This is a genomic window from Kluyvera cryocrescens NBRC 102467, from assembly GCF_001571285.1.
In the GTDB taxonomy this organism is placed as follows: domain Bacteria; phylum Pseudomonadota; class Gammaproteobacteria; order Enterobacterales; family Enterobacteriaceae; genus Kluyvera; species Kluyvera cryocrescens.
This window is the reverse complement of the sequence record NZ_BCTM01000020.1, coordinates 24,807-39,062: the sequence shown is the minus strand read 5'-3', so window position 1 is coordinate 39,062 and position 14,256 is coordinate 24,807. Positions and strand designations below refer to the sequence as shown.

General features: G+C 57.0%; 16 protein-coding genes. 6 read left to right on the top strand and 10 right to left on the bottom strand.

The annotated features are described in order from the left end of the window. The first annotated feature begins 146 nt into the window (after positions 1–146). On the top strand, positions 147–749 hold the full coding sequence (azoR, locus tag KCR01S_RS15205; RefSeq protein WP_052284973.1) for an FMN-dependent NADH-azoreductase: 603 nt from the start codon (positions 147–149) through the stop codon (positions 747–749). A gap of 59 nt (positions 750–808) precedes the next feature. On the opposite strand, the gene KCR01S_RS15200 is transcribed toward azoR, so the two are convergent. From KCR01S_RS15200 to KCR01S_RS15160, 9 genes are all read right to left on the bottom strand, one after another. After that, a complete protein-coding gene (locus KCR01S_RS15200) occupies positions 809–1,216 on the bottom strand; it encodes a GFA family protein (RefSeq protein WP_061283545.1) in 408 nt (135 codons plus the stop codon). A gap of 11 nt (positions 1,217–1,227) precedes the next feature. Continuing rightward, positions 1,228–2,094: an aldo/keto reductase family oxidoreductase gene (locus KCR01S_RS15195; RefSeq protein ID WP_061283543.1), complete on the bottom strand. Its 867-nt coding sequence runs from the start codon at positions 2,092–2,094 to the stop codon at positions 1,228–1,230. Positions 2,095–2,220: 126 nt separating this feature from the next. Further along, the gene (mhpT, locus tag KCR01S_RS15190) at positions 2,221–3,450 is read right to left on the bottom strand and encodes a 3-(3-hydroxy-phenyl)propionate transporter MhpT (protein ID WP_061283675.1); all 1,230 of its coding nucleotides are present in this window, start codon (positions 3,448–3,450) and stop codon (positions 2,221–2,223) included. Positions 3,451–3,559: 109 nt separating this feature from the next. Further along, positions 3,560–4,579 carry a 4-hydroxy-2-oxovalerate aldolase gene (gene mhpE, locus KCR01S_RS15185; RefSeq protein ID WP_061283541.1) on the bottom strand — a complete coding sequence of 340 codons (1,020 nt, stop codon included), beginning with the start codon at positions 4,577–4,579 and terminating at the stop codon, positions 3,560–3,562. Beyond that, positions 4,576–5,526: an acetaldehyde dehydrogenase gene (gene mhpF, locus KCR01S_RS15180; protein ID WP_061283539.1), complete on the bottom strand. Its 951-nt coding sequence runs from the start codon at positions 5,524–5,526 to the stop codon at positions 4,576–4,578. The genes mhpE and mhpF overlap by 4 nt, the downstream gene beginning before the upstream one ends. Beyond that, entirely contained in the window at positions 5,523–6,332 is an 810-nt protein-coding gene (gene mhpD, locus KCR01S_RS15175) for a 2-keto-4-pentenoate hydratase (protein ID WP_061283537.1), read from the bottom strand. The genes mhpF and mhpD overlap by 4 nt, the downstream gene beginning before the upstream one ends. 9 nt (positions 6,333–6,341) lie before the next feature. Continuing rightward, positions 6,342–7,208 carry a 2-hydroxy-6-oxonona-2,4-dienedioate hydrolase gene (mhpC, locus tag KCR01S_RS15170; protein ID WP_061283536.1) on the bottom strand — a complete coding sequence of 289 codons (867 nt, stop codon included), beginning with the start codon at positions 7,206–7,208 and terminating at the stop codon, positions 6,342–6,344. Positions 7,209–7,225: 17 nt separating this feature from the next. Next, complete coding sequence (gene mhpB, locus KCR01S_RS15165; RefSeq protein ID WP_061283534.1) at positions 7,226–8,170, bottom strand: 2,3-dihydroxyphenylpropionate/2,3-dihydroxicinnamic acid 1,2-dioxygenase; 945 nt, start codon at positions 8,168–8,170, stop codon at positions 7,226–7,228. 1 nt (position 8,171) lies between these two features. Beyond that, positions 8,172–9,836, bottom strand: a complete 1,665-nt coding sequence (locus KCR01S_RS15160; protein WP_061283532.1) for a bifunctional 3-(3-hydroxy-phenyl)propionate/3-hydroxycinnamic acid hydroxylase — start codon at positions 9,834–9,836, stop codon at positions 8,172–8,174. Positions 9,837–10,024: 188 nt separating this feature from the next. On the opposite strand from KCR01S_RS15160, the gene KCR01S_RS15155 reads away from it, so the two are divergent. From KCR01S_RS15155 to KCR01S_RS15145, 3 genes are all read left to right on the top strand, one after another. Next, the gene (locus KCR01S_RS15155) at positions 10,025–10,837 is read left to right on the top strand and encodes a DNA-binding transcriptional regulator (protein ID WP_061283530.1); all 813 of its coding nucleotides are present in this window, start codon (positions 10,025–10,027) and stop codon (positions 10,835–10,837) included. Positions 10,838–10,947: 110 nt separating this feature from the next. Next, positions 10,948–11,955 carry a zinc-binding alcohol dehydrogenase family protein gene (locus tag KCR01S_RS15150; protein ID WP_061283529.1) on the top strand — a complete coding sequence of 336 codons (1,008 nt, stop codon included), beginning with the start codon at positions 10,948–10,950 and terminating at the stop codon, positions 11,953–11,955. A 1-nt stretch (position 11,956) separates the two neighbouring features. After that, positions 11,957–12,250, top strand: a complete 294-nt coding sequence (locus KCR01S_RS15145; protein ID WP_061283527.1) for a putative quinol monooxygenase — start codon at positions 11,957–11,959, stop codon at positions 12,248–12,250. Between the two features lie 15 nt (positions 12,251–12,265). Here the strand turns inward: KCR01S_RS15145 and KCR01S_RS15140 are convergent, their stop codons facing one another. After that, positions 12,266–13,171 carry an alpha/beta hydrolase gene (locus KCR01S_RS15140; protein ID WP_061283525.1) on the bottom strand — a complete coding sequence of 302 codons (906 nt, stop codon included), beginning with the start codon at positions 13,169–13,171 and terminating at the stop codon, positions 12,266–12,268. A gap of 416 nt (positions 13,172–13,587) precedes the next feature. Between KCR01S_RS15140 and KCR01S_RS24280 the strand changes: the two genes are divergently transcribed. Further along, entirely contained in the window at positions 13,588–13,695 is a 108-nt protein-coding gene (locus KCR01S_RS24280) for a type I toxin-antitoxin system toxin Ldr family protein (protein ID WP_061283524.1), read from the top strand. Between the two features lie 357 nt (positions 13,696–14,052). After that, positions 14,053–14,160, top strand: a complete 108-nt coding sequence (locus KCR01S_RS24275) for a type I toxin-antitoxin system toxin Ldr family protein (protein WP_061283524.1) — start codon at positions 14,053–14,055, stop codon at positions 14,158–14,160. Positions 14,161–14,256 lie beyond the last annotated feature (96 nt).

Below are 14,256 nucleotides of genomic sequence, written 5' to 3'. Positions count from 1 at the left end.
GCGTACCACATTTGTCTATTTCATGCCTTGTTCAAAAAAACTGACAATAGAATTCGATATATTGCGCTATCCCTGTGGCAGGAATGTGAATAGAGTGTCATCAAGCAACAGGGCAACGCCCGTCAATCAAATATAAGGAATTACCTATGAGCAAAGTATTGGTTCTGAAATCCAGCATCCTGGCAGGCTACTCTCAATCAGGTCAGCTGTCCGACTATTTTGTTGAACAGTGGCGCGAAAAGCACTCCGCTGACGAAATCACCGTCCGTGACCTGGCTGCCAATCCAATCCCAGTGCTGGATGGCGAACTGGTTGGCGCGCTGCGCCCAAGCGACTCTCCGCTGACCCCACGCCAGCAAGAAGCCCTGACGCTCTCTGACGAGCTGATTGCCGAGCTGAAAGCTCACGATGTGATTGTTATCGCAGCGCCAATGTACAACTTCAACATCCCAACTCAGCTGAAAAACTACTTCGACCTGATTGCCCGTGCTGGCGTGACGTTCCGCTACACCGAGAAAGGTCCAGAAGGTCTGGTAACCGGCAAACGCGCTATCGTGCTGTCCAGCCGTGGCGGGATCCATAAAGATTCCCCAACTGACCTGATCACCCCATATCTGAACGTGTTCCTGGGCTTCATCGGGATCACCGACGTGAACGTCGTCTTCGCTGAAGGCATCGCTTACGGCCCAGAAGTGGCTACCAAAGCGACTTCCGATGCCAAAGCGGCTATCGACAGCCTGGTCGCTTAATCGCGCATGGCAATAGAAAAACCCTGCTTAATCGCAGGGTTTTTTGTTTTATCCGCCGCCTACTTTTTCTCGTAGCGTAGATACCCTACCACGCCACCGCCCCCATCCTTAGGATGATTGACCCCGTCGTGAACCTCAACGCAGGGAAAATCGAACGGTGAAACGCCCTCAATACAGGCAACGTTAATCCCGTACTGCTGCGGATTCGACCGCCGCTGGTGAAACGGATAAATGCCGCACACCGAGCAGAAAAAATGCACCGCTTCGCCGGTATTAAAACGGTACTCCGTCAGCTTGTCCTGCCCTCGTAACAAGGTAATGCCCGACAGCGGCGCGGACACCGCCACCGCACCGCGCATCCGGCAATATGAACAGTTGCAGCGCCGTATCGTATTAAACCCATCGCTGAGCTCGACGGTAAACGCCACCGCGCCGCAGTGGCACTGGGCGGAGAGTTTTTCAGCCATTGCGCCTCCCGTTAGCCCTTTGCCGCAATACCGTCAAGTGCCGCCAGCGTTTCCGTCGACAGTTTTAGCTGTGCCGCCGCCATATTTTCCCGCAGGTGCGCCACCGACGATGTACCGGGGATCAGCAGGATATTTGGCGAACGGTGCAGCAGCCAGGCCAGCGCCACCTGCATAGGCGTAGCGCCAAGTGATGCAGCAATGTCATTTAAGATTGACGATTGCAGCGGCGAGAATCCCCCTAACGGGAAAAACGGAACATAGGCAATGCCGTCACGCGCCAATGCGTCAATCAGCGCATCGTCATGGCGGTGGGCAATATTGTATTCGTTCTGTACGCAGACAATGTCCGCCACCTTGCGCGCCTCGGCGACCTGCGTTGGCGTCACGTTACTCAGCCCGATATGCTTCACCAGCCCCTGCTGTTGCAGTTCGGCCAGCACGCTGACCGAGGCCTCAATCGAGCCTTCTCGCGGTGCATGGCCGTCGCCTATCATCACCCGCATATTGACCACATCCAGCACCTCAAGCCCGAGGTTGCGCAGATTATCATGCACCGCCTGTTTGAGCTCTGCCGCCGAGAAAGCCGGTAACCAGGAGGCGTCATCACCGCGACGAGCGCCGATTTTGGTGACGATCACCAGATCGTCGGCATACGGGTGCAGCGCTTCGCGAATAATTTGGTTGGTAACGTGTGGACCATAAAAATCGCTGGTGTCGATATGATTGACGCCCAGCGCCAGCGCTTCACGCAAAACATCAATCGCTGCATGACGGTCCTTTGGCGGGCCAAATACGCCGGGGCCGGCCAACTGCATCGCCCCGTAACCGAGGCGATTAACAAACTGAGAACCAAGGGAAAACGTGCCGTACTGGGTCATAACGTCCTGCCTGTTGCATCGTGATGAATGTGAACAACAGTATAGGAACGCTCTCGACGAGAGAACTGTGCTTTTTATGCCATAACATTAAAAAATATCATGGCATTCCGCTACACAGTCGCGAGTTTACGGCGCGATGCTTTCAGCCGCCGCGTTGCGTTGATGCTTTTTCATCAGCCAAAACACCGCCACGCCAGCCAGCACAATCCCCGGCGCCGACGCGGCCATCACCCCCACGGTTCCGGTGCCCAACGCCAGCATTTTCCCTGCCAGCAGTGGGCCACTCATCGCACCAAGCCGTCCGACGGCGACGGCCGTCCCCACGCCAGTGGCGCGGATCTCCGTGCGATAAAACAGCGGGGCCAGCGCGTAAAGCACGCTTTGTCCGCCAGTCGCGAACATCCCCGCGATAAAACCGGCCACCATCATTAGGCTAAACGAGTTCGCCGCGCCTAGCGCAATCAGCGACGCCAACATCCCGGAGTAGATCAGCAGCGACATGGTCAGTGGACTGAGTTTATCCATCAGCGCGCCCAGTATCAGCGTCCCAAGCGCCGCCCCCATTTGCAGGGCAAACATCACGCCGGAGGCCTGAGAACGGCTAAACCCTTGATCTACCAGCAGCATAGGCAGCCAGTTGATCAACATGTAGACCACCAGCAGCGTGAAGAAATAGCACAGCCACAGCAGCAGTGTGGCTGAACGTGTGTCTGAGGCGAAAATCGCCCGCAGCGGCATTGGCGTATCCGCCTGCCCGGCGCAGAACGCCTGCGACTCAGGAAGTCGCAACATCAGTAGCGGCACCAACAATAATGGAACGATACCGCCTACCCAGAAAATCGTTTGCCACGCCTGCGCGAGGCCACTCGCGCCCATCGCCGCAGCCAATGCAGCGCCAATCGGCACACCGCAGTACATCAGGCTGACCGCCGTGCCGCGAAAACGCGGGCCAGCGGCTTCAGAGGTTAAGGCGATCAGATTGGGCAGCGCCGCGCCGAGACCGACGCCGGTCATCAAACGGGCAAACACCAGCGAGGGATAATCCCATGCCAGTGCGGTAACAATGGAGAACAGGCCAAACAGCGCCACCGAGCCCAGCAGCACTTTTTTACGGCCGTAGCGGTCTGCCAGCACACCGCCGCCCAGCGCGCCGGGCAGCAGGCCGAGAATACCGGCGCTAAATATCCAGCCCATCTGCATTTTATCCAGCTCAAATGCCTGGGCGATACCCACGGCAGCAATGCCGGCAGCCTGTAAATCCAGCCCTTCCATCAGGGCCACTAAAAAGCACAGCCCGACGGTTTGCATCAGGCGTGAAGTGTTCGGCGGTGAGGAAACATTCGTAATATTCGACATCGTGCGACCTTTCGTAGAGTGCAGGTTAAAAGGTGGCCGATACGTTGCCGGCCACATTGTTTTTTTCATTCTCGTTCGCCCGGTCGATACATTGCCGACCGGATCATTATCAGGCTTGCGCTTTGGCTTTCAGATCCAACGCCACGTCAACGATCATATCTTCCTGACCGCCAACCATTCGGCGTTTACCCAGCTCCACCAGAATATCAACCGCGCTCAGGCCATAGCGCACGGCGGCCACTTCGCTGTGGCGCAGGAAGCTGGAATAGACACCGGCATAGCCCAGCGCCAACGTTTCACGGTCCACGCGGACGGGGCGATCCTGCAATGGACGCACCAGATCGTCAGCGGCCGCCATCAGCGCGTAGAGATCGGTACCGTGCTGCCAGCCCTGTTTATCCGCGGCGGCGATAAACACCTCCAGCGGCGCATTACCGGCCCCTGCGCCCATCCCGGCGAGGCTGGCATCAATACGATCGCAGCCCTCTTCGACCGCCACCAGCGAGTTGGCCACGCCCAGGCTCAGGTTATGGTGAGCGTGCATGCCGGTTTGCGTTTCGGGCTTGAGCACATCTTTGAGCGCGCGGAAGCGGTCACGAATGTCGTTCATATTCATCGCGCCGCCGGAGTCCACCACGTAGATACAGGTCGCACCGTAGCCTTCCATCAATTTGGCCTGCTTCGCCAGATTTTCCGGGGTAGTCATATGGCTCATCATCAGGAAACCAACGGTGTCCATTCCCAGCTCGCGTGCATAGGCAATGTGCTGAGCGGAAACATCCGCTTCGGTGCAGTGCGTGGCAACGCGCACCACGCGCGCGCCTGCCTGGTACGCATTTTTGAGATCGTGCAGCGTGCCGATTCCAGGGATCAGCAGCGTGGCGATCTTACTGTGGGTGACCACTTCCGCCGCCGCCGCAATCCACTCAACGTCGCTGTGGGCGCCGAAGCCATAGTTAAAGCTGGAGCCCTGTAGGCCGTCACCGTGCGCCACTTCGATGGAGTCAACGCGCGCGTCATCCAGCGCTTTGGCAATCTGGCGCACGTTGTCTAACGAATACTGATGGCGGATGGCGTGCATGCCGTCGCGCAGCGTCACGTCCGAGATATAGAGTTTTTTACCGTTCATGCGACTTCTCCTGCCACGTTCACCCGCGTTTGGGCCATTTTTTCGGCGGTCGACATCGCCGCCGAGGTCATAATGTCGAGATTGCCAGCGTAGGCCGGCAGATAGTGCGCCGCCCCTTCAACTTCCAGATAGACGGCCGTTTTCAGCCCGGAGAACTGCCCCACGCCCGGGATGTTGACCGGTTTATCCGCAGGAATAACCTCAAACTGGACTTTCTGTTTCAGGCGATAGCCCGGCACATAGGCCTGCACCGCCGCGGCCATCTCGGCGATGGAAGCCTCGATCTCCACCTGCGATGCTGCCTCGCTCAGCACATAGACCGTATCGCGCATCATCACCGGCGGCTCTGCCGGGTTAAGGATAATAATGGCTTTACCTTTCGCCGCGCCGCCCACCACTTCAATCGCCTGCGAGGTGGTTTCGGTAAATTCATCAATGTTGGCGCGCGTACCCGGGCCGGCGGATTTACTGGAAATTGAGGCGATGATTTCGGCATAGTGCACTTTCGCCACCCGCGAAACCGCCGCCACCATCGGGATCGTTGCCTGGCCGCCGCAGGTCACCATATTGACGTTACCCTGGGAGAGGTTTTGATCCAGGTTGACCACCGGTACGCAGTACGGGCCAATTGCCGCTGGCGTCAGATCGATCAACCGAATATCCGGTTTGGCCTCGCGCAACGCCGCGTCGTTTTTGATGTGTGCCCCGGCGCTAGTGGCGTCAAACACAATGTCGATATCGGCGAACTCTTTCATCGCCATCAGCCCGCTCACCCCTTCATGAGTGGTCGCGACGCCCATCCGGCTGGCGCGCGCCAGGCCGTCGGAGTTTGGGTCAATCCCCACCATCACTGACATTTCAAGGTGCTTGCCGTGGCGGAGAATTTTGATCATCAGATCGGTACCGATGTTGCCGGAACCGATGATGGCGACTTTGCATTTACTCATGACTGCTTTCCTTCTTGCTCTTTGGCAGAAAACGTCGCGGATACCGATCCAATGCCTTCGATAAACGCGTCAAAACGATCGCCCGGGTTAACCGCAACCATCGGACCGAGCGCGCCGGTCAGAACGATATCGCCCGCCCGCAGCGGTTCACCGAGGCTGGCCATTTTGCGAGCCAGCCATACCGCGGCGTTGAGCGGATGGCCTAAGCATTCGCTGCCGCGTCCGTTGGAAACCTCTTCGTGGTTACGCGTCATCGTCATGGCGCAGTTTTTCAGATCCAGCGATGCCGGGCGCTGCGCCGGCCCGCCGACCACGTACACGCCGCAGGAGGCGTTATCTGCCACCGTATCAACGAATTTAATCGACCAGTCGCGTACGCGGCTGCCGACCACTTCCAGCGCTGGAACCACCCATTCGATGGCGTTGAATAGCTCGTCAAAGGTGGTATCGGCGTGCGGTAAATCGCGGTTCAGTATCAGCGCAATTTCCGCTTCAATTTTTGGCTGCAGCACGCGACCAAATGGGATAGTTTCGTTATCGCCGTAGCACATGTCGGCAAACAGCGTGCCGAAATCCGGCTGATCAACGCCCAACTGCTGCTGCACTTTGGGATGGGTTAACCCCACTTTACGCCCCACGATACGACGCCCCTGCGCCACACCGTACTCAACGTTAATACGCTGAATGGCATACGCCGCTTCGGCATTTTGCAGGCCGATCATCTCACGCAGCGGCTCAATGGTTTGGCCGTGTTCTTCGGCATGGCGTAAAGCCTGCGCCAGCGATTCCAGAGAGTAATTTGACATGTCGATTCCTTAAGCGCGGTCGAGGAAGTTCAGTACCAGTTGGTTGAAGGCATCCGCATGCTCCCACTGCGCCCAGTGCCCGCAATCGCGGTAAATATGCAGCTCCGAGCCGTTAATACCCGAAAGCAGACGCAGCCCAGCGTCCATCGGGACGAATCGATCGTTACGGCCCCAGACCACCAAAGTCTGTGCGTTAATTTCCCCCAGACGCGGCCCGAAGTCCGGGAACTGTTTCGGGTTGGCTTCCAGGCTTTTAATAAAGTTTTCCAGATGATCGCGACGCGACAGCATGTTGTTAAGACGGGCTTCAAACAGCGCCTCGGTCAAATCGCTGGTGTCGTAGACGAAAATGTTCATCATCTTCTTGAGATTTTCGATGGTCGGCTCGCGATACAGACCGTTGAGCAGCTTGATGCCTTCGGTCGGCATCGGGGTAAGCAGGCTCATGCCGCCGGTGCCACCGCCCATCAGAACCAGTTTGCCCACCCGCTCAGGCCACGTTAGGGTAAAGGCGACCGCGCTGTGGCCACCCATTGAGTTGCCCAGCAAATGCACTTTCTCGATATCCAGCTGATCGACCACGCTTTTTAGAATGCGGGCGTTAAGATCGGAACGGGAACCGGCGTTGACAATAGAGTCGCTTTTCCCCCAGCCCGGGCAGTCCAGTAACAGCACGCGATAGCCTGCCTCCACTAACGGGTCAATGTTGCGGCTGAAGTTTGCCCATCCGGTTGCCCCTGGGCCGGACCCGTGCAGCAGAACTACGGTTTCGTCCCCCTGACCACAATCGTTGTAGTGGATACGCAGCGTCTGTCCGGCTTCGTCGACATTGAGAAAACGGCTGGTTGCGGCTTCGGTTTGTGGTTGATAGCTCATGATATTCTCCTGCTTAATCAATTCGTTGTTTTGGCGCTCAGGGAGCCGAATCCGGCGATCCACTCGGGGATCGGGCGATAGTAGCGGCCTTCCGTGCGGTAATTGCCCATGGCGGACAACGTGGCAAAGGCGGCAGCCCAGGTTTTCACTTCGTGCGTTGATTTGCCGGCAATCGCTGACAGCTCTTCGTTGCTGATAGCGTCCAGCTCGGCCAGACGGCGCTGCTCAAGCAGCGTCATAAACTGGTTGTCCCAGATAGGGTTAAGCGGGTGTAACGTCTTCTGGTCTTCAACAAACCGTTCCGCGGCTTCAATTACCCGACGCTGGCGCAGTTCGCGTTCATCTGCCGGCAGTTGTTTGCCGCTGCCCAACAGGCGATCGCGCATATGCGCATCCACTTTCGCCAGCTCCGGTACCGGCGGCTGATGCGACAGACCGCCGGAACCTAAAATCAGCACCCGCTTATTCAGCGTTGACAGAAAACGCCCCATCGCTTCGCCCAGCATGCGGGTACGCTGGAACCCCGGCAGCGGCGTGGCTACACCGTTGATAAACACCGGTAGCACCGGCACTTTATCCAGCCCGCCGAGCAGTAGCTCCAGGGGTTGGGCAAAGCCATGATCCACCTGCATGCAGTAGGAGACGGCGAGATCGATGCCGCTTTTCATCACCGAATGAGCGCAGGCTTCCGCCAGTTCACCCGGCACCGGCAGTTCGCCGGCGGCGCTGGAAAAGTCACCAATTGAGGTGGCCCCCACGCCCAGGCAAAATGGCGGCATGACGTCATAGAAAAAGCCGTTGTAGTGATCCGGGGCGTACAGCACCACCAGTTCTGGTGCGAAGTCAGCAATACGGTCGTGGGCAGCGGCAATGACACCGTTGACCTCATCCAGCACCGCTTGCTCTGGATCGACGTAGCCCACCAGCGGCGTGTGAGAGAGACAGTGGAGATAGGCATTCATCTTAGGCCACCTTTTCAACGTGAAGCTCTGAAGCCACGCGGGTTAAGGCCATCACGTGAGCGAGTTTGTCGAGTTTTTGATTTAAGGTTTGCGGAATCGCCAGCGCGGCGACAAAACGATCCGGGCGTACGATGGCAATCGACGCATCCTGTGCGGCAAACCAGGTTTTCAGGCGGTTTTGGGTATCACCAATGCGGATAACGCCATCGAAATTGTCCTGCGGAGTACGGATTTGCACCTCCGGCACCACCTGAATAAAACAGGTGCCTAATTCACGCCATTGCGCCAACTGGCTGGCATTCATTCCCCACAGCGGATTACATCCCCAGGCAATCACCGCAAATTTCGCGCCAATCACCTCATCAAGCAGCATCACATCGCCGTTTTCCCGAGTGACTTTCGGTTGAATAAACATCTTGCCGACCGGCGAGCGTTTCGCATCGCCTTCCAGCAATAGCGCCCCTTCACGATACTGCGGCATCGGTTTAAAGCGCATTTCAAGGAAGTAGCGTTTCACCGGCGGGATATAGTTCAGTAGCCAGGAAATACCATCACGTACCGCGCCGTGCCAGCGTTTCGGCGGTGCCAGAACGTTACCGGCGGTAACCGAGAGATCAATCATCGCCTTGGCGTGATCGCGGCGTTCCTGTTGATAGCTATCCAGCAGCGCGTCACCGGCTTTTCCGTTCACCACCAGCGCCAGTTTCCACGCCAGATTGAAGGCGTCGCGCATACCGCTGTTGTAACCCTGCCCCTGCCAAACCGGCATGATGTGGGCCGCGTCGCCCGCGAGCAGGACGCGGTCAATCCGGAAGCGTTCGGCCAGACGGGCGTTGTGGGTATAAACGCGCTGGCGAATCAGCTCAACGTTGTCGGGATCTGGCAACACCTGGCTGAGCAACTGCCGCATGTTATCCGGCTGGCTGAGCTGCGCCTCGGTTTCCCCAGGCATCACCATAAATTCGAAACGACGGACACCGTGCGGCAGCGCGGCGGAGACGTACGGACGCACCGGATCGCAGCACAGATAAATATGGGGCGTGGCCAGCGGGTCGTTGGCGATATCGATAACAATCCACTGGTTGGGGGCAGTTTTGCCTTCAAACGGCACGTTGAGCGTGCGGCGAATCACGCTTGCACCGCCATCGCAAGCTACCAGCCAGTCGGCCTTAATGGTTTCACGTTCACCGTCAGCGCCCTTCACATTAATAGTGACACTGTCACCATTTTGACTAAAGGCTTCGAGTTCGCGTGAGAACAGGCAGCGAACGTTTGGGAAGCGTTTTAGCCCCTGATACATCACCTCATCCACCTGCGGTTGGATAAATGCGTTACGACGCGACCAGCCAAACTCATCGGTCATCGGCTGAATATCGGCAAAACAGCGCCCTTTTGGCGTCAGAAAACGCATGGCGTGCCACGGCGTGGTATGCGGCAAGACCTTATCGACGAGATTCACGGACTGCATGGTGCGTAGCGCTTCATCGTCAATGCCGATAGCGCGGGGATAGTCGATAAGCTTATCGAGCTTTTCGACCACTAATACTTCCACGCCCATCTGGCCCAGGTAGTTCGCCATCATCAGCCCGACCGGGCCGGCGCCAGCGATAGCGACCTGAACTTGGTGTTGCACTGCGGGTTGGATATCCGGATTGGATGTTGTCATCTTCTATACCTCACGACTCGGACCAAGCGGTCGGTTGCGGTTAACAGCAATCGGCACTTGTTAATTTGATGTAAAGATATTTTTATAATGGACGCAGTATATGTCCGGGGATTTGCGCTACAATCAAAACAAGCCCGGATGTGCACCAAGTGCACATCGTTGTTTTAGATAAATAAATGGCGGGAATAATGAATAGTGGTGATGGAACAGACTACAAAACCGTCCGCGGATTAACCCGCGGTTTATTGTTGCTAAATTTGTTAAACAAATTTGACGGAGGCGCATCCACCGCGACCCTGGCGGAGTTTAGCGGCCTGCATCGCACCACCGTACGACGGCTGCTGGAGACCCTACAGGAAGAGGGCTATGTCCGTCGCAGCCTGTCAGACGACAGTTTTCGCTTAACCCTCAAAGTTCGGCAGTTAAGCGAGGGATTTCGTGACGAGCATTGGATTTCTGCACTCGCCACACCGCTACTTGGCGAATTATTGCGCGAAGTCATTTGGCCCACCGATTTAACCACTTTGGACGTCGATGCAATGGTGGTGCGCGAGACCACACACCGTTTCAGCCGTCTCTCCTTTCACCGCTCAATGGTGGGGCGTCGCCTGCCGCTGCTGTTGACCGCATCAGGCCTCACCTGGCTTGCCTTCTCACCGGACAGCGAACGCCAGCCGATTATCGATATGCTGGCCGGTCGTCCGGAGGAGGAATACCAACTGGCGCGCGAACCGGAAAAACTCCACGCCATCCTCGAACGAACGCGGCAAAACGGCTATGGCGCGAACTTCCAGGGCTGGCAGCTAGAGCAGAAAATTGCCTCCATCGCCGTTCCGGTGCGCAGCCAGGCGCGCGTCATCGGCTGTCTCAACCTTGTTTATATCGCCAAAGCGATGACCATCGAGCAGGCGGCGGAGAAACATTTGGCGGCATTACAGCGGGTCACCCGGCAAATTGAAGAGCGTATGGAGGAAGAAGAGATCTTCTATGAACGCCTCTGACTGAGGTGATTTTCGCGATTTGCGTATAACTGTTATTGCCCGCGGGCTATTTTTACCCTTGCCGCTTGCGCCTACTATCCGGGTATTGCAGAACATGACCCGGAGATATTATGAAAGCCTTTGCCATTACCCGCGCCGCCGCTGAAGGCAGCAACATTCCGTTTATTCACGCCATCGAGCTCCCTATGCCGCAGGCTCAAGGTCACGATATTCTGGTCGAAATTAAGGCCATTTCCGTCAACCCTGTCGATACCAAAGTGCGCTCCGGATTCGCCTCCGAAACGCCAAGAGTACTGGGCTGGGACGCCGTTGGCGTAGTGAAAGCGATAGGCGATGCCGTCACCTTATTCACACCCGGTGATGAAGTCTGGTACGCCGGTGCGTTAGGGCGCCCTGGCAGTAATAGCGAATTCCAGCTTGTCGATGAGCGTATCGTGGCGCTGAAGCCCAAAACGCTGGATAACGCCTCGGCGGCAGCGCTGCCGCTGACTGCTATCACCGCCTGGGAACTGCTGTTCGATCGTCTCGGCGTCCAGCGTGACGGCAATGCTGGCGATACGTTGCTGATCGTTGGAGCCGCCGGCGGCGTCGGTTCTATTCTGACGCAGTTGGCCAGTAAACTGACCCGGATGACGGTAATTGGTACCGCCTCTCGTCCGCAAAGCCAAAAGTGGGTACGCGATGCCGGAGCACACCATGTTATCGATCACAACCAACCGCTGAGCGAAGAGCTGGCACGCATTGGTATCAAAGAAGTCACCCATGTTGCTAGCCTGAATAATACCGAAGGCCATTATTTACAGCTGATCGCCGCCCTTGCCCCGCAGGGGAAACTGGCGCTGATAGACGATCCGCAAAGCCTGGATGTGGTGCCGCTGAAGCTAAAAAGCATTTCATTGCACTGGGAGTTTATGTTCACCCGTTCCATGTTTGAGACTCGCGATATCGTCGCTCAGCATCAACTGTTAACCGAAGTGGCGACGCTGATTGATAACCAAACCATCAAAACCACGCTCGGCGAACATTACGGCACTATCAACGCCGAAAATTTGCAAAAGGCCCACGCACAATTAGAAACCGGCCGTGCGGTAGGCAAAATTGTTCTGGAGGGGTTTTGAGATGGTTTCGATCATTGCGGTATTGAAGGCGAAAGCCGGTAAAACACAACAGCTTCGTCAGGCGCTAAGCGCCCTGCTGCTGCCAACGCGCCAGGAGGAAGGTAATCTGGATTACGCTTTGTTCCAACTGCGCGATGAGCCTGAGACCTTCTACATGCGCGAATCCTGGGTCGACGAGGCTGCGCTGGAAGAGCACATTTCCCTGCCCCATTTTCAGACCTTTATTGGCCAGATGGACAGCCTGCTAGCAGAACCGTTGCGCCTGGATTATCTGACGCCGGTTGAGGCGGAATGATTCAGCGCCGCGCTTTTATGCCTGCCGTAACCATTTTTCGTAATGGCCCGGCCAGCTAACGGTTGGCGTGCCCGGCCGGCCCATGGCAAAGCCGTGACCGCCGGTTGGGTAACGATACATCGTGACGGGTACCCGTTCACGAATGCAGGCAGCTTGCATAATTAACGTATTTTGTGGGCTGGAAACGGGGTCATCTTCCGCCTGCACCAGAAACACCGGTGGCGTCTGAGGCCTGACGTAGTTTTGCACCGACCAGGCGGCCTCCTGCGCGCCCGTTGCGCGGTGACCCACCAGCATCTTGTGCGTTGCGGTGTGGGTGTACGGTTTTTCCAGCGTAATGATTGGGTAAATCAGCGCCGCGCTGTCGGCCCGCGCTGGCTGATTGTCCAACGCGTCCACTAGCGGATAGCTGCGGTAATCGGGCCGGAGCGCCGCCATTGCCAGCAGATGTCCTCCAGCAGAAAAGCCCAACACGCTCACCTGCTGCTCGCGGCTTCGCAGGATGCGCAGGGCTCGCTGCGCATCCTGCAAGGCCACATTATGCCCATCGTTCCAGCCTTCACCCGGTAAGCGATAGCTGAGCATGTAGGCCGTATATCCGCGTTCAACCAGCCAATACGCCGCAGGCCAGGCCTCCATTGCCATCTCAATACGCTGGAAACCGCCACCGGCGGCAATCAACACGCCATAGCCTTTCGACGATGCTGGCTGCATAACGGTCAGGTATGGCACGGCAATATGCGTTTGCGCTCCCTTAGGTGTGGTGATCATTTCGCCCACAGGCCCACCGCCGCCGGGAGGCGTTCCCGGCCACAGCGGCAGCGTCTGGATAGATTTAACGGCGGGCGCGGCAAAAATAGATCCGGACTTCACTACCAGCGCAGTGGCGGCAAAACGCGATATAAACTGTCGACGATCCATAGCGGTACTCGAAAGCGGGCAAGACTTCCAGTTAAGCAGAAAATACGAGAACGACGGTGAAGGTTGTGTGGCGAATTGTGTGCAAACGTCAGTGCGTGATTCGCATGCATAAAAGCCTAATATCAAAAAATTGAGCGTGGCTATCGGGTGATAATCTTAAAAAACGCACAACTGGATATCCATCCAGCACTCAACGATTGTCGACGGCATGGCGCTTGCTATAGGATCGTCGTAATCCCGTTACTCGGGAGAGGCGCAATGTTGCGGGGGCTTGATCCCTGGCGGCAGCTGTTGCTGGAAAGAGAAAACCCCCGCACGTTGTTCGGTAAAAACCTGGCAACAAAACGGGGGCTAACTTGACCTTCGACAAGTTGAGAATAGCCGCGAACCGTTGCCATTGCAATCAGGATGGCGCAATGACGCTAATGCAGTGGGTGTGGATGTTCTGGCACGATCTGGCCGCTCCGGTCATGGTCGGCGTGCTGACCGGTCTGATTCTGGGCTGGTGGCGTAGCCGGAAATAGCCGCCCGGGCGTCATTGCCGTCACAATGGCAGCATGCGCCCGAACCGGGACGCAGGGGTAACTCTGCGGCCTTTTTCGTTTTGAGTCGGGCGATATTCCGAAAAATAAACAACTGGATATTTATCCAGCACTCAACGATTGTCGGCGGCATGGCGCTTGCTATAGGATCGTCGTAATCCCGTTACTCGGGAGAGGCGCAATGTTGCGGGGGCTTGATCCCTGGCGGCAGCTGTTGCTGGAAAGAGAAAACCCCCGCACGTTGTTCGGTAAAAACCTGGCAACAAAACGGGGGCTAACTTGACCTTCGACAAGTTGAGAATAGCCGCGAACCGTTGCCATTGCAATCAGGATGGCGCAATGACGCTAATGCAGTGGGTGTGGATGTTCTGGCACGATCTGGCCGCTCCGGTCATGGTCGGCGTGCTGACCGGTCTGATTTTGGGCTGGTGGCGTAGCCGGAAATAGCCGCCCGGGCGTCATTGCCGTCACAATGGCAGCATGCGCCCGAACCGGGCCGCAGGGGCAACTCTGCGGCCTTTTTCGTTGGCGATTTGGTTACCA